The sequence below is a fragment of the Luteibacter sp. E-22 genome (genome assembly GCF_049913125.1).
Classification (GTDB): Bacteria; Pseudomonadota; Gammaproteobacteria; order Xanthomonadales; family Rhodanobacteraceae; genus Luteibacter.
Map to the genome: position 1 here is coordinate 2868849 of NZ_CP183975.1, position 19667 is coordinate 2888515.

19 protein-coding genes and 1 tRNA gene are annotated in these 19667 nt (G+C 66.5%); 6 read left to right on the plus strand and 14 right to left on the minus strand.

Features of this window, described 5'->3' with window-relative positions:
* Positions 1-70: 70 nt before the first annotated feature.
* Positions 71-502, minus strand: coding sequence for a hypothetical protein (locus ACN9M2_RS12865; RefSeq protein WP_426285102.1), 432 nt, complete (start codon positions 500-502; stop codon positions 71-73).
* A 124-nt stretch (positions 503-626) separates the two neighbouring features.
* Between ACN9M2_RS12865 and ACN9M2_RS12870 the strand changes: the two genes are divergently transcribed.
* Positions 627-2324 (plus strand): AMP-binding protein, encoded by a 1698-nt coding sequence (locus tag ACN9M2_RS12870; RefSeq protein ID WP_426285103.1) that lies wholly within the window; start codon positions 627-629, stop codon positions 2322-2324.
* A 260-nt stretch (positions 2325-2584) separates the two neighbouring features.
* On the opposite strand, the gene ACN9M2_RS12875 is transcribed toward ACN9M2_RS12870, so the two are convergent.
* Both ACN9M2_RS12875 and dinB read right to left on the minus strand, forming a co-directional pair.
* Positions 2585-2941: a PilZ domain-containing protein gene (locus tag ACN9M2_RS12875; protein ID WP_426287921.1), complete on the minus strand. Its 357-nt coding sequence runs from the start codon at positions 2939-2941 to the stop codon at positions 2585-2587.
* A 134-nt stretch (positions 2942-3075) separates the two neighbouring features.
* Positions 3076-4263, minus strand: coding sequence for a DNA polymerase IV (dinB, locus tag ACN9M2_RS12880; protein ID WP_426285104.1), 1188 nt, complete (start codon positions 4261-4263; stop codon positions 3076-3078).
* A 395-nt stretch (positions 4264-4658) separates the two neighbouring features.
* Between dinB and ACN9M2_RS12885 the strand changes: the two genes are divergently transcribed.
* The 3 genes from ACN9M2_RS12885 to ACN9M2_RS12895 all read left to right on the plus strand — a co-directional run bounded on the left by ACN9M2_RS12885 (position 4659) and on the right by ACN9M2_RS12895 (position 7895).
* Entirely contained in the window at positions 4659-5465 is an 807-nt protein-coding gene (locus ACN9M2_RS12885) for a segregation and condensation protein A (RefSeq protein ID WP_306850689.1), read from the plus strand.
* A 100-nt stretch (positions 5466-5565) separates the two neighbouring features.
* A complete protein-coding gene (gene scpB, locus ACN9M2_RS12890; RefSeq protein ID WP_426285105.1) occupies positions 5566-6342 on the plus strand; it encodes an SMC-Scp complex subunit ScpB in 777 nt (258 codons plus the stop codon).
* Positions 6339-7895 carry a pseudouridine synthase gene (locus ACN9M2_RS12895; RefSeq protein WP_426285106.1) on the plus strand — a complete coding sequence of 519 codons (1557 nt, stop codon included), beginning with the start codon at positions 6339-6341 and terminating at the stop codon, positions 7893-7895. The genes scpB and ACN9M2_RS12895 overlap by 4 nt, the downstream gene beginning before the upstream one ends.
* 32 nt (positions 7896-7927) lie before the next feature.
* Here ACN9M2_RS12895 and hisIE read toward each other — a convergent pair whose 3' ends face one another.
* Genes hisIE through ACN9M2_RS12940 form a run of 9 tightly spaced genes read right to left on the minus strand, consistent with a single transcriptional unit; the run spans position 7928 to position 15266 of the window.
* The gene (hisIE, locus tag ACN9M2_RS12900; RefSeq protein WP_426285107.1) at positions 7928-8533 is read right to left on the minus strand and encodes a bifunctional phosphoribosyl-AMP cyclohydrolase/phosphoribosyl-ATP diphosphatase HisIE; all 606 of its coding nucleotides are present in this window, start codon (positions 8531-8533) and stop codon (positions 7928-7930) included.
* Positions 8530-9300, minus strand: coding sequence for an imidazole glycerol phosphate synthase subunit HisF (hisF, locus tag ACN9M2_RS12905; RefSeq protein ID WP_426285108.1), 771 nt, complete (start codon positions 9298-9300; stop codon positions 8530-8532). The genes hisIE and hisF overlap by 4 nt, the downstream gene beginning before the upstream one ends.
* Positions 9294-10046: a 1-(5-phosphoribosyl)-5-[(5-phosphoribosylamino)methylideneamino]imidazole-4-carboxamide isomerase gene (hisA, locus tag ACN9M2_RS12910; protein WP_426285109.1), complete on the minus strand. Its 753-nt coding sequence runs from the start codon at positions 10044-10046 to the stop codon at positions 9294-9296. Before hisA ends, hisF begins: the two co-directional genes overlap by 7 nt.
* On the minus strand, positions 10043-10633 hold the full coding sequence (gene hisH, locus ACN9M2_RS12915; protein WP_426285110.1) for an imidazole glycerol phosphate synthase subunit HisH: 591 nt from the start codon (positions 10631-10633) through the stop codon (positions 10043-10045). Before hisH ends, hisA begins: the two co-directional genes overlap by 4 nt.
* Positions 10633-11697, minus strand: a complete 1065-nt coding sequence (gene hisB / locus ACN9M2_RS12920; protein WP_426285112.1) for a bifunctional histidinol-phosphatase/imidazoleglycerol-phosphate dehydratase HisB — start codon at positions 11695-11697, stop codon at positions 10633-10635. The genes hisH and hisB overlap by 1 nt, the downstream gene beginning before the upstream one ends.
* Complete coding sequence (gene hisC / locus ACN9M2_RS12925) at positions 11694-12758, minus strand: histidinol-phosphate transaminase (protein WP_426285114.1); 1065 nt, start codon at positions 12756-12758, stop codon at positions 11694-11696. The genes hisB and hisC overlap by 4 nt, the downstream gene beginning before the upstream one ends.
* Positions 12755-14062: a histidinol dehydrogenase gene (gene hisD / locus ACN9M2_RS12930; protein ID WP_426285115.1), complete on the minus strand. Its 1308-nt coding sequence runs from the start codon at positions 14060-14062 to the stop codon at positions 12755-12757. The genes hisC and hisD overlap by 4 nt, the downstream gene beginning before the upstream one ends.
* Positions 14059-14952: an ATP phosphoribosyltransferase gene (gene hisG, locus ACN9M2_RS12935; RefSeq protein WP_426285117.1), complete on the minus strand. Its 894-nt coding sequence runs from the start codon at positions 14950-14952 to the stop codon at positions 14059-14061. Before hisG ends, hisD begins: the two co-directional genes overlap by 4 nt.
* A complete protein-coding gene (locus ACN9M2_RS12940) occupies positions 14949-15266 on the minus strand; it encodes a YerC/YecD family TrpR-related protein (RefSeq protein ID WP_306850450.1) in 318 nt (105 codons plus the stop codon). The genes hisG and ACN9M2_RS12940 overlap by 4 nt, the downstream gene beginning before the upstream one ends.
* A gap of 146 nt (positions 15267-15412) precedes the next feature.
* Between ACN9M2_RS12940 and ACN9M2_RS12945 the strand changes: the two genes are divergently transcribed.
* A complete protein-coding gene (locus tag ACN9M2_RS12945) occupies positions 15413-16108 on the plus strand; it encodes a response regulator (protein WP_426285119.1) in 696 nt (231 codons plus the stop codon).
* Between the two features lie 3 nt (positions 16109-16111).
* On the opposite strand, the gene ACN9M2_RS12950 is transcribed toward ACN9M2_RS12945, so the two are convergent.
* A complete protein-coding gene (locus tag ACN9M2_RS12950) occupies positions 16112-18007 on the minus strand; it encodes an HAL/PAL/TAL family ammonia-lyase (protein ID WP_426285120.1) in 1896 nt (631 codons plus the stop codon).
* Positions 18008-18042: 35 nt separating this feature from the next.
* Complete coding sequence (gene hisS, locus ACN9M2_RS12955; RefSeq protein WP_426285121.1) at positions 18043-19428, minus strand: histidine--tRNA ligase; 1386 nt, start codon at positions 19426-19428, stop codon at positions 18043-18045.
* 154 nt (positions 19429-19582) lie between these two features.
* Here hisS and ACN9M2_RS12960 point away from each other — a divergent pair.
* Positions 19583-19659: transfer RNA gene (locus ACN9M2_RS12960), tRNA-Pro, on the plus strand.
* Positions 19660-19667: the final 8 nt, after the last annotated feature.

Here is a 19667-nt window from a genome sequence, read left to right on the forward strand (position 1 = left end):
GCACCTGGTGGGACCGAACCTGTCGGCGATTCGCTAGCCTTGGTGAGAGTCGATCCTGTCGGCGATACGGTTACAACGCGCGCTTCCAGCTCGCCGTGAAACACCGCCACTCGCGCCCTTCCTTCCGCCAGCCCGTCTCCACCACATACGCCCCGGCGTTATCAGGCAATACGCCCACCCCGGCCGTCAGGGTGACGGTGAATGTCGCCACCAGCCGCTCGCCACGTTTCTCGACTTCCGTCGGCCCCATCAGCACGTGGACCTTCTGCCCGCGCAGCGCATAGACGCGGACGAGGTTCGCCAGCGACGTACGATCGAGCTGGCCCGCATTGCCATCGAAGTCGTCGGTCAACGCCGCGACGGTATCCCCTGCCTTGCCGGCCTCGGCACCTTCCGAGGCAGCCGTTATCGCCGCGCGCACCTGTTCTTCGTCCGGCGCATGCCGGCACCCCGTGACACCCGCCAAGGCGAGGAAGACCAGCAACGTTCCGGTTTTCCACATCGTGCTTTCTCCCCATCAAACGCGCTGCAATGCGGCTTGCCGCTATACGCGGGCGTATGCTCCAATGCCACGGCCTTATGACGATGCGCCGTGCATCCGTCACTTCCTGGAGTTCGTCCGATTCATGAGCATTGAGCGTCCGTGGCTCGACCACTACCCGGCCGGCATTCCCGCCGACATCGACGTCAACGCGTACCGCTCCGTGGCGGCCGTCTTCGAAGACTCCTTTAAGAAATTTCGTGACCGCCCGGCGTTCGCGAACTTCGGCAAGGTCCTGACCTACGGCCAGGTCGACGAACTCTCGCGCGCCTTCGCGGGTTACCTTTCCGGCGAACTCGGCCTGAAGAAAGGCGACCGCCTGGCGATCATGCTGCCGAACCTGCTGCAGTACCCGATCGCCCTGTTCGGCGCGCTACGCCTGGGCCTCACCGTAGTAAACACGAATCCGCTATACACGGCGCGCGAACTGCATCACCAACTGGAAGACTCGGGTGCGCAGGCGCTGCTGGTCCTGGACAATTTCGCCGCCACGGCGCAACAGGCCGTGGAAGGCACGCAGGTACGCCATGTCATCACCACCGCCGTCGGCGACATGGTCGGCTTCCCGAAGGGCAACATCATCAACTTCGTGGTGAAGACACTGCGCAAGGAAGTGCCGCCATTCAAGCTGCCGCAGGCCGTGCGTTTCCGCGACGCGCTCGCCCGTGGCAAGGCGCACCCATTGCCCACGGTGGAAATCGGCCACGACGACATCGCCTTCCTGCAGTACACCGGTGGCACCACCGGCGTGGCGAAGGGTGCGATGCTCACCCATCGCAACATGGTCGCGAACATGCTGCAGACCCGCCCGTGGGTTGCCGGCCACGCCACGTTAGGTGAGGAAACGGTCATCACGGCGCTACCGCTGTACCACATCTTCTCGCTGACGGTGAATTGCCTCATCTTCACCAGCCTCGGCGGCCTCAACCACCTCATCACCAATCCGCGCGACATGCGTGGCTTCGTGAAGGAGTTGCAGAAGACGAAGTTCACGGCCATCACCGGCGTCAACACGCTGTTCAACGGCCTGCTGAACACACCAGGCTTCGACCAGGTGGATTTCTCGCACCTGCACCTTTCCATGGCTGGCGGCATGGCGCTGCAACGGGCCGTGGCCGAACGCTGGAAGAAGGTCACCGGCCATCCCATCATCGAGGGCTACGGTCTCACCGAGACCTCGCCCGTCGCATTCGCCAATCGCGTCGACATCAAGGACTACACCGGCTCCATCGGATATCCCATCCCGGGCACCGACGCCCAGATCCGCGACGAGGACGGCAAGGTTCTTCCGATCGGCGAAGTCGGTGAACTCTGCATTCGCGGTCCGCAAGTGATGAAGGGTTACTGGCAACAGCCGGAGGAAACGGCCAAGGTACTCGACGCGGATGGCTGGTTGCGCACCGGTGACATCGCCCGCATGGACGAGACCGGCCAGGCCTTCATCGTCGACCGTAAGAAGGACATGATCCTGGTCTCCGGTTTCAACGTATACCCGAACGAGATCGAGGACATCGTCATGCGCCACCCGGGCGTGGGCGAGGTCGCCGCGGTCGGTATCGACGACGAGCATTCGGGCGAGGTAGTGAAGCTGTTCGTCGTGCGCAAGGACCCCTCGCTGACCGTCGAGGCGCTGAAGGAGTACTGCCGGGAAAACCTCACCGGCTACAAGCGCCCGAAACAGATCGAGTTCCGCGATGCGCTGCCGAAGACCAACGTCGGCAAGATCCTCCGCCGCGAACTTCGCGACGAGGAACGGAAGAAGACCCGCCCCACTGCCGCTTAAGGTGGGAGAAGACCTCCCCACTTAAGGGAAAGAAGACCCGCCACCGCTGCTTCAGGTGGGAGCCGAACCTTGCGGGGAACCGCGTCTTGTGGGGAACCGCGTCTTGTGGGGAACCGCGTCTTGTGGGGAGCCGCGTCCTGTGGGAGCCGACTCTGTCGGCGATCCCGCGGCAGCGGGCCCGTTTACGGCAAGCACCCATCGCCGACAGGGTCGGCTCCCACCAAGTCGGTTCCAATCAGGATGGCTACCACACCCGGTTCTCAGTCGTCCTGCCAGGCCTCTAGCGTGTCCGCGTAACCACCCAGCAACTCCCAGAGCGAGGCCTGCTTGTCCTCGGGGATGAGGGTGTATTCCATGCCGATCTGCCGCGCGGATACGCGGGCCACCGAAGCTTCCAGGTGGATGTGCAGGTCGTGGCCGAAGATCATGTCCAGTATCCAGGTCTGCCCTGGTTCGCCGCGCCAACCGGGCGGACGGCGCAGGAGGGCGCCCGTGGCCGATATATCGACCAGATCCGTCGGGTGCGCCTCGCCGCCGCGGCTCATCAACACCGCGGTCTGTACCCTCATGCGCGCATGGCGATAGCGCGTCTGCGAGTCTTCCTTGTCATCCGACATCAGCTTCTCCACCCATCCCGATATTGCGTCCTTGTCCGTGGCGACCGACATGACCGCACCTCGTTCACTTACGTTCCGTGTCACAAACGGACACATTAGCGCAGTCCGAGGTTCCATCCGCCATCCTGCCGCACTCACTCGCTGCCGCGGGTCTTGAGCACTCCCGCGCGAACCAGGGCCCCGGCACCGAAGCGCCCGTTGATGAGGTCCTGCACACCGTCGGAACGCTTGTCCGGCGCCGGCGCCGCGAACATGTCCTGCTGCTCGTCGCCGTGCCGGGCATCGAAACCCGACAGCGTCACGCCAAGCAGGCGAAGCCGTGGCCGGGGGTGCTGGCTCCACCAAACCTGAAGCAAGCGTCGTGCCACGGCATGGATATCGGCCGTCGCATTGCCGGGAACGGGCAACTGTGCCTGCCGGCTGTGGGTCAGGAAGGGGGGTTCACGCAATTTCACCGAGACCGTACGCGCATCCAGCCCGCGTGCCCTTGCCCGCGCACCCACGCGTTCACATTGGCGCAACAGCCAGGCCTCGGCGATGGGCAGTTCCTCGACGTCGTACTCGAAGGTCCATTCGGAGCCGATGGAGACCTCGGGCGCGTCGGTGACCACCGGCCGGCGATCCTCGCCGCGGCATAGCTCTCGCAGCTGGGCGGCGTGGCGCTCCCCCACCGCCTTGTTCAGTCGCCAGGCATCGGCCCGGACCAGGTCGCCGATGGTGCGGATGCCGACCTTCTGCAGGGACTCCTCGGCCACCTTCCCCACCGTCCACATGCGGCCGACAGGAAGCGGATCGAGGTAGCCGCGCACCTCGTCCGGCGCGATGCGCAGGAAGCCGTTCGGCTTGGACAACTCGCTGGCCAGCTTGGCCAGGAGCTTGTTATGCGCCATGCCCACGGAGGCATTCAGGCCCGTGCGCTCGCGGATACCCTCCTTCACCCGGCGGCCGATGGCCTCGATCGAGGAAAAAAGGCGAAGGCTGCCCGTGACGTCGAGGAAAGCCTCGTCGAGCGACAGCCCTTCGATCATGGGCGTGACCTCGGCGAATACCCCGAAGACCACGTTCGAGATCTCCTGGTAACGCGCGTGGCGGGGGAAAATGTAGACGCCGCCAGGGCAGCGCCGGCGGGCCTCCGAGGTGGCCATGGCCGAGCGGACGCCGTATTTGCGCGCCTCGTAGTTGGCCGTGGACACCACGCCGCGCCGGCCCAATCCGGCCACGATGACGGGTTTTCCTAGCAGGGACGGGTCGTCCAGTTCCTCCACGGACGCGTAGAAAGCGTCCATGTCGACGTGGATGATTGCGCGCTGGCCCGGCTGCATGGCGCCTATTGTGCCGCAACGTCGTAGCGACCGGCTGGCGGCCCGCTGGACTTGGGCGGGCACAGGCGATACCCTGTATCTCAATCGGGTGAACTTATTCGGGCGTCGCGCCCTTACCGGTCCGTGATCCAGGGACCGGCCGCGCTCTGCTCCCGACGTTCCTTCACAGACGGTGACCCTCCTGGGGTGTCCAGCGGCCATGCCTTTCGCTCGTCGGCGACGATGCGTGGCATGCCGGGCGAGGTGGCGGTGTAGCCGCCGGACGGCATCGATTGTTGCGTTCCCGGTCGCACTCGCGACCCTTCTGACGTGTGCCGATGACTAACGAGACAACCGAAGTCCAGGTGGTCGAAAAAACCCAGGGTGCCTTCGCGGGCATCCCGCAGCAGCAGGAAATGCCTCTCGCGCTTGTGCGCGGGCAACCGGTGCTGCAAATGCCCCAGGACCTGTACATCCCGCCGGACGCGCTCGAAGTCATCCTCGAATCGTTCGAAGGTCCACTCGACCTGTTGCTGTACCTGATCCGCCGGCAAAACCTCGACATCCTCGACATCCCTGTGGCCGAGATCACCCGGCAGTACATGGACTACATCGACATGATGCGCGAGGTGATGCGCCTGGAGCTCGCGGCGGAATACCTGCTGATGGCCGCGATCCTCGCGGAGATCAAGTCCAGGTTGCTGCTGCCGCGGCCACCGGCCGAGGAAGGCGTCGAGGAGGATCCCCGCGCCGAACTCGTCCGTCGCCTGCAGGAGTACGAACGTTTCAAGCGGGCCGCGGCGGATATCGACGAGCTGCCGCGCCTGGAACGCGATACCACCGTGGTCCACGCCTTCGTCGGCGAGCACAACGTGGTACGCGTGCCGCCACCGCTGGACCTCAAGGAGCTCCTGCTCGCGCTCAAGGACGTGCTCACCCGCGCCGATCTGTTCACGCACCATGCGATCCAGCGCGAACCGCTCAGTGTGCGCCAGCGCATGGGCGACCTGCTCCAGACCCTCAGCGAGGGTGGCGGTTTCCACCGCTTCGAAACATTGTTCGACATCAACGAGGGACGGCTGGGCGTCGTGGTCACCTTCCTCGCCATGCTGGAACTCGCGAAGGAAATGCTCGTGGAAATCGTCCAGGAAGAAGCCCTCGGGCCGATCTACCTGAAGACGAAGGTACAGATGGAGGCCGAGCCCGAGGAAGCGCTCGCCTGAAGGCCCTCCAAAGGGCCACGAACCGGGGGGCGTCGCACGAGCGGCCGCTCCCGTGCACGAACCCATCCGCGCGTGAAAGGCGCGGTACACCCCAAGGCCTATGCAACCCGAACAACTCAAACCCATCGTGGAAGCGGCGCTCCTGGCGTCGACCCAGCCGATGACGATCGCGCAATTGAAGGCGATTTTCGGCGAGGAAGAAGACGTCGGCACGGAGGAACTCACGGCTGCCCTGGCGTCGCTTGCCGGGGATTGCGAAGGACGCGGCGTGGAACTGGTCGAGGTCGCTTCCGGCTGGCGCTACCAGGTCCGTCGCGACGTGCATCCCTGGGTCTCGCGGATGTGGGCGGAAAAACCCAGCCGCTACTCGCGCGCCCTGCTCGAAACGCTGGCCCTGATCGCCTACCGTCAGCCGATCACCCGTCCGGAGATCGAACAGATCCGCGGCGTGGTGGTCTCCTCGAACATCATCAAGACGCTCGAGGAACGCGAATGGATCCGCGTCGTCGGACATCGCGACGTTCCGGGAAAACCCGCCCTGTTCGGTACCACGCGCGGCTTCCTCGACTACTTTAACCTCAAGTCGCTGGACGCCCTGCCCCCGCTCTCCGAGATCCGCGACCTCGAGGAACTCAATCCGCAGATGCGCTTCGAGGGTGACGCGATACCCGCGTCCGCCCACGCCGCGATGCCGGACGATACGAATACCGCTACCGAGACCGCACCCGTCGAGGGCGACGAGATCGAGGTCGCGAACCAGCTGCCTGCCGGCGACGATGTCGCCGCGACTTCCCCCACTGCCGACGAGGCAGAGAACCCCGTAGGCGACGCCGAAGACGACGACGCCGAGAAAGATACCGAGGAGTCACGCGCATGAACGCGCCACAACGATCCCTGCTCACCCTTAAGCGCGGCGGCGACAACCCCGTCGACAGCAACCAACAGCTCGAGGAGCGCCTGCACAAGGTCCTCGCCAATGCCGGACTCGGCTCGCGCCGGATGCTCGAACAGCGCATCCAGGCCGGCGAAGTCGAGGTCAACGGCACGGTCGCCACGATCGGCTCCAGTGTCCACGCCGGCGACCGCGTGGTGCTCGACGGCAAGCAGTTCGTCGTCGCCACCGACAACCGCAACGACGCCGAAGTGCTGGTCTACCACAAGCCCGAAGGCGTGGTGACCACGCGCGAGGACACCGAAGGCCGTCCCACCGTGTTCGAACAGCTGCCGCGCCTGCGTGGCGCCCGCTGGGTCGCCGTGGGCCGCCTCGACATCAACACCACCGGCCTGCTCCTGCTCACCACCGATGGCGAACTCGCCAACGCGCTGATGCACCCGAAGAGCGGTCTGGAGCGTGAATACCTTTGCCGCGTGCACGGCGAGGTGCCCGACGAGGTCATCGAACGGCTCAAGGCCGGCGTGGAACTGGAAGACGGCCCCGCCCGCTTCGACGAGATCGCCACCATCAGCCGTGGCGGAAGCCATAGCTGGTTCCGCGTCACCATCCGCGAGGGTCGCAATCGCGAAGTCCGCCGCCTGTGGGATTCGCAGGGCTTCCTGGTCAGCCGCCTGAAGCGCATCCGCTACGGCACGGTCGAATTGCCGCGCGCATTGCGCCGTGGCGATTGCGAATCGCTGGACGACACCGCGATCAAGGAGCTGCGCGAGCGCGCGGGCCTCGGCGCCCCGGCCCCCGTGCTGACGCTGAGCGCCGTGGTGCACCAGCGCCGCGCCCCGCGTCATATCACCGAATACAAGCCGGACACCCGCACCACGGGTGCGTGGAGTTCGGCTCGTCACGACGAAGCCCGTGAACTCACTGCCTTTGACCGCCTGCGCGACGACAATCCACGCGGTGGACGTGGCGGTGCCGGCGGCCGTGGCGGTCGCGGCGGCCAGGCGGGCGCTCCGCGTCGCGAGGTCAACGGGAACGTCGCGCGTCCCGAGCGCGGCGGTGCCGCCGGTGGCCCGCGCAAATCGCGTCGCGTCGCACCGGGCCAGGAACTTCCGTCGATCCGCACGTGGTTCGCGGGCGACAGCCGTACCGGCGGCGGCAACGCGGCCGGTAACGCCACGGGCAACCGCGGTCCACGTCCGGGTGGACGTCCCGGCAACGCGGGTGGCGGCAATCGGCCCATGGGCCAGGGCCGTGCCGAAGGCAACCGCGCGGCAGGCCCGGGCCGTTCCGACGGCAATCGTGCGCCGGCGGGCGCTCGTTTCGATGGCGGCGGCAATCGCGGCCGCGGTCCGGCAGGCGGTGGCAATCGCACGGGCGGTGGCGGCCAGGGTGGTGGCAACCGTGCCGGCGGCGGTCCGCGTCCGGGTGGCAACCGTGGCGGTCGTCCGGGTGGCGGCGGTGGCGGTGGCGGTGGCGGTGGCGGTGGAAACCGTGGCGGTGGTGGCGGCAATGGCAATCGTGGCGGCAACCGCTAAACGGGAGCCTGCGGTCGCCTAGCGCGGCCGCTTCATTTCGCGTGCCGCGAAGCCAGCTTCGCGGCCACGGTATCGAAACCGATGCCGCGCGCACGCAAGACCACCATCAGATGGAAGACAAGATCGGCGGCTTCGCCGATCAGCGCGTCGTCGTCCTCGGCGATCGCCGCGAGCGCGGTCTCGACGCCCTCCTCTCCCACTTTCTGCGCCATGCGGCGGATGCCGCCTTCGAACAGCGTCGTCGTATAGCTGCCTTGTGGCCGTTCCGCGTGTCGCGACGCGACCAGCGCATCCAGTTCCGCAAGGAATCCCAGCGCCGGCGCAACGTCGTCACCGAAGCAGCTCGTCGTGCCGGTATGGCACGTGGGCCCGGCGGGCAAGGCACGCACGAGAAGCGTGTCCGCATCGCAATCGAGTCGTGCATCGACCAGGGCCAGCGTATCGCCGGATGTTTCGCCCTTGGTCCACAAGCGTTGCTTGCTTCGGCTGAAGAAGGTGACCTGCCCGAGCTCCCGCGTCTTCGCCAGCGCGGCCTCGTCCATGTAGCCCAGCATCAGTACCTCGCCCGTACGCGCATGCTGCACGATCGCCGGCAGCAAGCCGCCACCCTTGGCGAAATCGGGAACCCTCTCACTCATAACCTCACCTCGATGCCTTGCGCACGCAGGTCGCGCTTGAGCGCGGGAATACCGATGTCGCCCGAATGGAACACGCTCGCCGCGAGCGCCGCATCGACGTCCGCGTCACGGAACACCTCGGTGAAGTGCTCCGGCGTGCCCGCGCCACCGGAGGCGACCAGCGGCACGTGGCTGATCGCCCGCGCCGCCTTCAACTGCTCGATGTCGTAACCGCGACGGACGCCATCGGTACCCATGCAATTGAGCACGATCTCGCCCGCACCCAGCTGCTGGACTTCCTCGATCCAGTCCAGCGTGCGCTTGCGCAAGGCTCGCGTGCGCGAAGGGTCGCCCGTGTATTGACGCACGCGCCATTGACCATCGTCGTCGCGCAAGCTGTCCACGCCGACGACGACGCACTGCACGCCGAACGCGTCGGCTATCTCGCCGACCAGGGCAGGCCGCTCCAGCGCGGGGGAATTGATGGAGACCTTGTCCGCGCCGGCATGCAGCACCTCGCGCGCATCCTCGACGCTGCGGATGCCGCCGGCCACGCAGAACGGGATATCGATTTCTCGCGCCACGCGCTCGACCCAATCGCGGTCGACCCGGCGGCCTTCCGGACTGGCGGTGATGTCGTAAAACACCAGTTCGTCGGCCCCTTCGTCGCGGTATCGCAGGGCCAGCTCGACGATTTCGCCGACCACCACGTGGTCACGGAAGCGCACGCCTTTCACCACCTGGCCGTCGCGCACGTCGAGACAGGGAACGATGCGACGATTCAGCATGATGCATTCGCCTTTTGTGCGACGGCGAACGCGTCGGGTAGCGCGAAAGCGCCTTCCAGCAAGGCGCGGCCGAGGATGACGCCCGCGACACCTTGCAGCGCGAGGCCGGCGACATCGTCGAGCGAACGCACACCGCCCGAGGCCTGCACGTCCAGCGACGGCGCCAGCATGGCAAGGTGGCGATACAACGCGACGTTCGGGCCGGTCATCGTGCCGTCGCGGTCGATGTCGGTACAAAGGACATGGCGTGTGCCGGCGGCTTCGTACCAGGGCACGAGCTCATCCAGCGTACGCGTCTCATCGGCCGTCCAACCAGCACTCGGCAGTGTCCATGTGCCGTCGCGGAAACGCGTGTCCAGCGCCAGCACGATGCGATCGGCGCCGTAGCGGCCGATCCATGCCGCCACCGTCTCGGGCGCTCGTATGGCCATGCTGCCGACCACCACGCGCTGCGCTCCCGCCGCCAGCAGCCGGCGCACGCCGTCTTCATCGCGGATGCCACCGCCGGCCTGCACGCGCAGCCGCCCCGCCGAGGCGATGCCGGCGATGGTCGCGAGGTTTTCGAAACGGCCGGTGCGTGCACCGTCGAGGTCGACCACGTGCAACCACGTGGCGCCTTCATCGGCGTAACGCACGGCCAGCGCTTCGGGCTCGAAAGCGAAAGTGGTCTGCTGCGTGTAATCGCCCTGGAAAAGGCGGACGACCTTGCCGTCACGCAGGTCGATGGCGGGAATGGGAAGCGTCATAGGGAAAGGAAATTCCGCAGGAGCTGCGCGCCCACGCCCGCCGAACGTTCGGGGTGGAACTGCATGCCCATGAAATTGCCGGCGGCGACGACGGCCGCGAAGGGCATGCCGTGCTCGCTCGCCGCGAGGGTGTAATCGCCGATGGGCACCGCGTAGCTGTGCACGAAGTAGGCCGTGTCTCCTTCACGCAAGCCCGCGACGAGCGGATGACCGGTGGTGACGTGCAGGCTGTTCCAGCCCATGTGCGGCACCCGCAAGCCTGGCGTATCGACGAAACGTCGTACCGTGGCGGGAACCACGCCGAGGCACTCGGTATCCGCTTCCTCGGAGCGCTCACAGAGCAATTGCATGCCGAGACAGACGCCGAGTACCGGCTGGGTGAGCCCGCGCATCACGTCCACCAGGCCGGCCTCGCGCAGCATGCGCATGCCGGGCCCCGCCGCGCCCACGCCCGGCAGGATCACATGGCTCGCGGCGCGAATCGCCGCCGCACTGGAGGTCAGTTCGGCATCGGTGCCGAGACGCTGCAAGGCATAGCGCACCGAACCGATATTGGTGCCACCGGCGTCGACGAGGACGACCCGCATCACAGGCTCCCCTTCGTGCTGGGCAGTTCCTCGCCCTCGCGGCGGATCGCCTGGCGCAAGGTGCGCGCGACCACCTTGAAGCAGCCTTCGACCATGTGGTGCGCGTTTTCCCCGTGCACGGTGAGGTGCAGGTTCGCGCCGAGCGTCTCGCATAGCGAGCGGAAGAAATGCGGCACGAGTTCGGTCGGCACGTCGCCCACGCGTTCACGCGGAAACTCGCCCTCGAAAACGAAGTACGGGCGGCCGGAGAGATCCAGTTCGGCACGCGCGGCGCTCTCGTCCATCGGTAACGCGAATCCGTAGCGGCCGATGCCGCGCTTGTCGCCCAGGGCCTGGCGCAGGGCCTGGCCGAGCGCCAGCGCCGAATCCTCGATGGTGTGGTGTTCGTCGATATGGGTATCGCCCTCGCACCGCAGATCGAGCGCGAAGCCGCCATGCTTGCCGATCTGCTCGAGCATGTGGTCGAAGAAGCCCAGCCCGGTGTGGACGACGGGATCGGCGACGCGATCGAGGTCGACGGCGACCCGGATCGAGGTTTCCTTCGTCTTGCGCAGCACTTCGGCGGTGCGCGGTGCATCAAGCAAGGCGTGCGCCACCTCGGCCCAGCTCGCACCCCGGGCGCCGACGAGGAAACCGCGCACGCCCATGTTCGCCGCGAAGACGAGATCGGTATCGCGATCGCCGACCATGGCCGATCGCGCACGGCTCCAGCTGTCGTCGGCAAGCCAGTGCCGGGCCAGGCCGGTGGCCGGCTTGCGGGTGTCGCGATTTTCGTGGGGAAGGCTCCGGTCGATCAGTTGCTCGCGGAAGGTGATGCCTTGCGAGGCGAGGAGTCGCAGCAATAGCTGGTGGGGGCCATCGAAGGCTTCTTGCGGGAACGACGTCGTGCCCAGGCCGTCCTGGTTGGTCACCATCACCAGTTCGTATCCCGCACCGACGATGCGTTGCAGCGCGGCGATGACGCCCGGCATCAGCGCCAGCTTTTCGAAGCTGTCGATCTGCTCGTCCGCCGGCTCCTCGATAAGGCAGCCGTCGCGGTCGACGAAGAGGATTTTCCGGCTCATGCGACGGTTCCAGCACGGAGGATCGCGAGCACGCGATCGTTCTCGTTACCCGTACCCACGGTAATGCGCAGCGCGTCGTCAAGGCCTGGGTATCTCGTGATGTCGCGCACGACGATGCCGGCGGCAAGCAGGCGCCGGTAGGTACCGGCGGCATCGTCGAAACGCACGGCGAGAAAGTTCGCATGCGACGGCAACACCTCGCGAACCCCCGGCATGGCCGACAGCGCCGCGAACATGCGCGCGCGTTCGGCAAGGATTTCCTGCAGGTGGTGGCGCTGCACGCGCCTGCCTTCGTACGAAAGCGCACCCAGCGCCGCGTCCACGCAGGGCGACGGCAACGGATACGGCGGGATGATCCGGCGCAACAAGGCGATCACTTCCGCGCGCGCCACCAGCGCTCCGACACGTGCGCCGGCCAGGGACCAGGCCTTGGACAACGTGCGCAGCACGGCCACGTTGTCATGGTCGTCGATCAGCGACGTCGCGCTGGCCACGCCGCTGAACTCGGCGTAGGCCTCGTCGATCACCAGCACGGCACGCCCATCGAGTTCACGGGCCAGGCGTTCCAGCACATCGCGCCGCACGAGATTGCCGGTGGGATTGTTGGGTGTGCAGACGAACACCAGCTTCGTCGCCGGGGTGACCGCGGCAAGCAGCTTGTCGGCGTCGAGTTCACCGGCGGGTTCGAGCGGTACCTCGATCACCGTTGCACCCTGGATGCGCGCGCAGACCGCGTACATGCCGAAGGTGGGTGGGGAGACGACGACGGCATCCTCGCGCGCTCGACAGAAGGCGCGCACGAGCAGGTCGATCGCCTCGTCGCTGCCACGCGTCACGAGCACGCGGTCCGGCTCGCTGCCGTAGAGGTCGGCAAGTGCATCCACCAGCGCCCGCGGCTGCGGGTCCGGATAGCGGTTCAGTCCGTCGCCGCCGGGGATGTTCGGAGGGCGCGAGGACTCGTTCGCGTTGAGCAGAACGGTGCCGCCCTGCGCTTCCATGCGCGCACTCGAATAAGGCGAAAGCGCGCGGATATCGGGACGGGCCAGGTCGAGGACGCTCATGCGGTGGCATCCATCGCGGCGAGGCGCAAGGTGACTGCCCGGCGGTGCGCCTCCAGTTGCTCGGCGGCGGCCAGCGTGGCCGCGCAAGGCCCGATGACTCGCAGGCCGGCGGCGGTCACCTCCTGCACGGTGACCTGTTTCTGGAAGCTGGCGACCGAGACACCGCTGTAGCTGCGCGCATACCCGTAGGTCGGCAACACGTGGTTGCTGCCACTGCAGTAGTCGCCCACGGATTCAGGCGTCCATTCGCCGAGGAAGACGGAACCGGCCGATTCGACGGCGTCGAGCAAGGCGCGGGGTTCGGCGGTCTGGATGATGAGGTGCTCGGGCGCGTAGCGATTGCTGACCGTGACCGCCTCGTCGAGGTCGCTCACCTGCACGAGGCGGCTTTCCGCCAGCGCCCTGGCGGCGATATCCGCCCGCGGCAAGGCGGCGCGCTGCCGCTCCACCTCGATCGCCACGCGATCGAGCAGGCTCGCCGATGGACTGACCAACAGTACCTGCGAATCCGGGCCATGCTCGGCTTGCGAGAGCAGGTCGGCGGCGACGAAACGCGGGTCGGCGTCGGCGTCGGCGATCACCAGCACTTCAGACGGGCCGGCCGGCATGTCGATCGCCGCGCCGGCGGGATCGCCTGCCACCTGCAACTTCGCCTCGGTGACCCATGCGTTGCCGGGTCCGAAAATCTTGTCGCAGCGTGGAACGGTTTCCGTGCCATAAGCCATCGCGGCGATCGCCTGCGCGCCGCCAAGCTTGAATACGCGATGCACGCCAGTGGTTTTCGCGGCGAACAACACGGCATCGTCGCAACGGCCATCGGCCTGCACCGGCGTGCAAAGCACCACCTCGCGGCATCCCGCGATGGCCGCCGGCACGCCGAGCATGATCGCGGTGGACGGAAGGGGCGCACCGCCGGCAGGCACGTACAGGCCTACCCGGCCGATGGGCCGCAATACCCGTTCCACCCGCACGCCCGGCGCGGTGTCGACCGCGATGGGCGTCGGCGCCGCCGCGCGATGGAAGGCCTCGATACGGCCAGCGGCTTCGATCACCGCGGCTTTCAGTTCGGGCGCGAGACGCGCCTCCGCCGCGGCGAACTCCTCGTCACTGACCTCAAGCGCTTGCAGGCGGGTGCCGTCGTAGCGCGCCGTGAGTTCGGACAAGGCCTCGTCGCCACGCCGGCGCACCTCCGCCACGATGGTTTCCACGCCTTCGCGCAGTTCCACCGAGCGCGACTGCGCGGGCCGCGCCAACGCCGCCTCGCGGCCGCTTTCGTCCAGGGTCGTCCAGTCGATTCGTTTCATGCCAGCATCTTCTCCACCGGCAGCACCAGCATGTCGCGGGCGCCGGCGCGTTTCATGTCCTCGAGTTGGCGCCAACTCACCGAGCCGGCGCACAGGGCCTGCAGCACGACCTGGTCGGGCGCACCGTCCACCGGCGTGAGCGTCGGCACCGGGCTGCCAGGCAACAACCGCGTGATCGCGGCCAGCGCGTCGCGCGGCGCCTGCATCAGGATCAGGCGGGAATCACGCACCTGGATCACGCCGTCGAGCCGACGCAGGAGCAGCTCGGCGATCTCGCCGCGCTCATCCGGCGGAAGCTCGCGATGACCGGCGAGCACCGCCTCGCTCTCCACCACCACCGCCGCTTCCCTCAACTGGTTGGCGACCAACGTGGCGCCGCTGGAGACGAGATCGCAGATCGCATCGGCGGTGCCCAGGCGCGGGGCGATCTCCACGGAGCCGGCGAGCATCACGACCTTCGCGTCTACGCCGTTCGCCCGCAACCATTCGCCCAGCAGCCCCGGATACGAGGTGGCTATGCGCTGGCCGTCGAGTTGCGCCGGGCCGTCGTAGGCGTCTTCCTGGGGTACGGCGATGGAAAGGCGGCAGTGGCCGAAGCCCAACGATCGCAGTTCGTCGAGACCCGCCCCGGCCTCGCCGTTGGATAGCTGGAATTCGCGCAGGACGTTGCGGCCAACGATGCCGAGGTCGCATACGCCTTCGGCTATCAGGCCAGGGATGTCGTCGTCACGGACCAGCAGGAGGTCGACGGGTTCTCCCTCGCCGAAACAGAACAACTTGTCGCGGCTCTGGCGGAACTTGAGGCCGCAACGCGCCAGCAGCTCCTGGGCGGGCTCGGTGAGCCGGCCGGACTTCTGCATGGCGATCCGCAGGCGGTCGCGCGGCTTCATGCGGCACCTCCCGCGTTCCGCCGCGCCGCCGCGGCCATATAGCCCCCGCTGCCCTGGTTGAGGTAACGGGCCACGCGGCCGATCGTGGTGATGCTCACCGCCGTCCGCTCGTGGATCTCCCGGTAGGAACGCCCCTCCAGCAAGTGGGGCACCACCCGCCAACGATCGACCATCACCTCGATTTCCGCCGGAGTGCACAGGTCGTGCAGGAAGGCTCGCATCTCATCGACGGTGGACAGGCCCAGCAGGGCCTCGCACAGGCTGGTCTCCGCGGAGTCGGCCGGGGTTTCGGGATCGAGCGAGCGACGCTTCATAGTGTACTAACGCGTTAATACGATAATGTATCGTACCTCTGCAACCTGGTCGTGGCAAGCGCCGACACGTGATTGCGCTTTTCTTCCATATATTTCGCGGCTTCGGCCCGCCAACATGACGAGATTCCATCGCCATGAGGCCTGACATGACGAGTACCGTGATCATCGCCGACGACCATCCGGTGGTCGTGGCGGGGGTCGAGACGATTCTCAAGGCGCACCGATACGAAGTCGTCGCACGCGCCCACGATACGGACACGCTGTTCGACGCCCTCGCCGAGCACCCCTGCGACGTCGTCGTCACCGACTATTCCATGCCCGAGGGCAGCCAACCCGACGGCATGCCTATGATCCGGCGGATTCGCGCCGCCCGTCCGGATACGGGCATCGTGGTGCTCACGATGATGTCCAACCCGGCCATCCTGCGCAGCCTGCTCGATATGGGCGTCGCAGCCATTTTCGACAAGCGCACGAACCTGCGCGACATTCCCGTGGCGGTGCACGCCGCCGATGTGGGCCGGTCCTACCTCAGTCCCGCCATACGCCGGTTGTTCCATGAGGCGGATTGCGCGAACGGCCACGACGACGCCACTCGGCTTTCGCCGCGCGAGGTCGAAGTGCTTCGCGCCTTCGCGCAGGGACACGGCCTGGGTGACATCGCGATACTGATGGGCCGCAGCTTCAAGACCATCAGCCGGCAGAAGCGCTCGGCCATGAACAAGCTGGGCCTGGCCAACGACGCCCAGCTCTACCAGTACCTGGCGGGCGTACGCGCCGGCATGCTGGACGACTGGTCCCCCGCCGTGGAGGCCGCGGCCACCCTCCGCTTCTTTGGCTCGTGAGTATCAGCCGCCGTCGACGAGGCGGCCAGAAGCCACCAGTTCGCACACCGCGCGCACGTCGCCATCCATCGCGCGATCGCGCTGCATGAAGGCGATGTGCTCACGCAGTGCCGCCAATGCCGCGCGCACCGCCACTCCACCATGGAAGTCGTCCGCGGCGGCGAGTGCGTCCATCAATGCGCGCACTTCGCGTTCGAAACCTGCGTAATGCGGTGAATCCGGGCGCGGTGCGCCGGAGATTTTCGCGGCCAGTGCCTGCCAGTCGCCACGGTGCGCCAGGGAGCGCGCGGCATTGAGCATGTCTTGGCGGTATTCAAGGGCCTGGGCCGCCGTATAGAGTTCCATCGCCAGCACGTGGCCAAGGTCTTCGGTCATTTCCAGCACATGGCGCGCCTCGTTGGCACCCATCGACACATGGTCCTCGGCGTTTGCGCTGGTCGGCACCGAATACACCGATGCCGGATGCGCGCGCGTGGCCAGGTCGTTGACCAGGGCGGCGGCCGTGTACTGGACGATCATGAAACCCGAATCGGTCGCGTCCTCGTTACCGATAAGGAAAGCCGGAAGCCCATCGTTATTGGCTGGATCGACAAGTTTCGCCGTGCGTCGCTCGGAAATCGACGCCAGCACGGGAATGGACGCTTTCACGTAGCTCATCGCCAGCGCTAGCGGCATGCCGTGGAAATGGCCGGCGGAGATCACCTGGTCTTCGATCACTTCGGCGTTCTCGGCATCCGGGAACACCAACGGATTGTCAGTGACGGCATTGAGTTCGACGTCGAAAACCCGGCAAGCCTGTTCCCACGCGTCACGCACCGCGCCGTGCACCTGCGGTGCGCAGCGCAGGCAGTAGGCGTCCTGCGGCTGGTGCTTCTTGCCGCCCTTGAAGGGGAGGAACCGCGAATAGAAGGCTTCCTTGCCGTGACGCTGCGTGGCCGGGACCCAATCCCAGCCGATATCGAACCGATGGCCCTGGTCGGCCGGGTCGGACCACGCATCGGAAAGCCACGGGCGAAAGCGCGGAACGAGGTGGTAAGGGATATCGGCAAGTGTCGAGCCCTGGAGCAGGCCGCGCATATTTCGCGCCGCGTCGACCTGTCCCGGATGCGGGCGCAACGCGTGCACCTGCTCGGCATAGGCGCCAGTGCGGCCGGCAAAGGCGTCCAGCGTCATCGCGGCGGCGAGATCCGCGGTACGGATCAACATGTCCATCGTGTCGAGCGCGAGCACGCCCGTGGCGAGCATCTGCGTCGTACCGTTGTTCAGGGCCAGACCTTCCTTGAAGGAAAGCCGTACCGGCTCAAGGCCCGCCGCGGCCAGGGCCTTGGCGCCGGTCATGCGCTCGCCCTTGTAGAAGGCTTCACCGCCACCGAGCAGCACGATCGCCAGATGGGAGAGCGGCGCGAGATCGCCACTGGCACCGACCGAACCCTTCTCCGGAATGACGGGAATGACATCGCGATTGAGCAGGTCGGCCAGCGCGCGCAGGGTTTCCACGCGAATGCCGGAGTGGCCACGCATCAAGGTGTTCACGCGGATCGCCAGCATCGCTCGGACGACGTCCGTGGAGAACGGCTTACCGACGCACACCGCATGCGTGATGATGAGATTGTGCTGCAGCTCTTCCAGCAAGCTGCCTTCGCGCGGCTCCGGATTGCCGCCCGGCAGTTCGTCGCGCACGCGATGCGCGCCGAGCAGCTTGTCGGCATTGCTGCCGAAACCCGTGGTGACGCCGTAGATCGGCTCGCCGCCACCCACCTTCTCGGCCAGGAAATCGGCAGCGCGTTTCACCTTGACCAGTTGCGCCTCGTCGAGGCGGATCGTGGCGCCGCGGCGAGCGATGTCGGCGACCTGGGCGCGCGTGAGGCTACGCCCGTCGAGAAGGATACTGCTGGTCATGGTAAAGGCCGTGATATGTCGGGAGGGTGGATGGATCAGACGCCGATTTCGGCCTGGGCCAGTTCGACGCGCAGGGTCTTCACCAGGTCGGCGCGCGGCACCTCGAACTGGTCTTCGCGGCGAAGGTCCTTCACGGTGACGACGCCCTTTGCGATCTCGTCTTCGCCAAGCACCACCACGAAGCGGATGCCCGCACGGTCGGCGTACTTGAACTGCTTGCCCAGCTTGCCGCCCTCGAGCACCACCTCGGTGGCGATGCCGGCGGTGCGCAATTCATTGGCTACGGCCAGGTACGTGGGCAACTGGGCTGGGTCCATCTGCGTGACGAGTACGTCGACCGTGCTCCGCGCGGTCGAGATCAGGCCGGCATCGCGAAGCTGCCAGTAAAGACGGGTCAGCCCGATGGAAATACCCACGCCCGGCAGGTGCGACTTGGTGTACTGGCCAGCGAGGTTTTCATAGCGTCCACCCGAGCAGATCGAACCGATGCCAGGGTGATCGTCGAGCGTGGTCTCGTACACGGTGCCCGTGTAGTAATCGAGACCGCGGGCGATCGAGAGGTTCAAAGCGAAATGCGTTTCCGGAACGCCGAAATCGCGAATCAACGAAAGTACTTCCTTCAGTTCGGCCCTGCCCTGCTCGAAGGTTTCCGAACCCTGGCCAAGCGCATCGAGCTTCGCGAAGGCGTCGTCCACCGAGTGGGAGCGCACCTGCACGAAGGCGAGGATCTTCGCGGCCACCTCGGCGGAAAGACCGAACGCATCGCCCGTTAGAGTATCGCGCACATAGTCGGCGCCACGCTTGTCGAGCTTGTCGACCTCGCGCAGCACGAGCATCTGCTGCTCGGCGTCGGCGATGCCGAGGTTCTCGAAATAGCCACGCATCAACTTGCGGTTGTTGAGCTGGATGGTGAACGCGCCGATGTCGAGTTCACGGAACACGCTGTAGATCACCGCCGGGATTTCGGCGTCGTAGCGGACGGACAGCGAATCCTTGCCCACCACGTCGATGTCGCATTGGTAGAACTCACGGAAGCGGCCGCGCTGCGCACGTTCGCCACGGTAGACGCGCTGCATCTGGTACCGACGGAACGGGAAGCTCAGGTCGTGCTCGTGCTCGGCCACATAGCGCGCCAAGGGCACGGTGAGGTCGAATCGCAGGGCCAGTTCGGGCACGCCACCCTTTTCCGCCGCGGCGCCCAGGGCACCGGTCGACTGGACGAAGTACACCTGGCGCTCGGTTTCCCCGCCCGTCTTGGTCAGCAGCACGTCGCTATGCTCGATGACCGGCGTCTCGATCGGCAGGAAGCCGAATCGCTCGTAGTTGCGGCGGATCGTATCCAGCATGCGCTGGAAGGCGATCTGGTCGAGCGGCAGGAGCTCGAGGACACCGGGCATGGTGCGGGCCGGGGTGAGTGCCATGCAATTCCTCTTCGGACAGGCTGTACGGGCGCCGCCATGCGGCAGCCGCATAGATTAGCAGATGGCTACCGATACCCCCGGCGGTGAAATGTAAAAAAGATGCGACGACCTGTTGCCAAGGGAACGCCCCGTGGCTAATATACGCGGCTCCCGTCGGGGTGTAGCTCAGCCTGGTAGAGCGCTACGTTCGGGACGTAGAAGTCGCAGGTTCGAATCCTGTCTCCCCGACCAATGTTTTG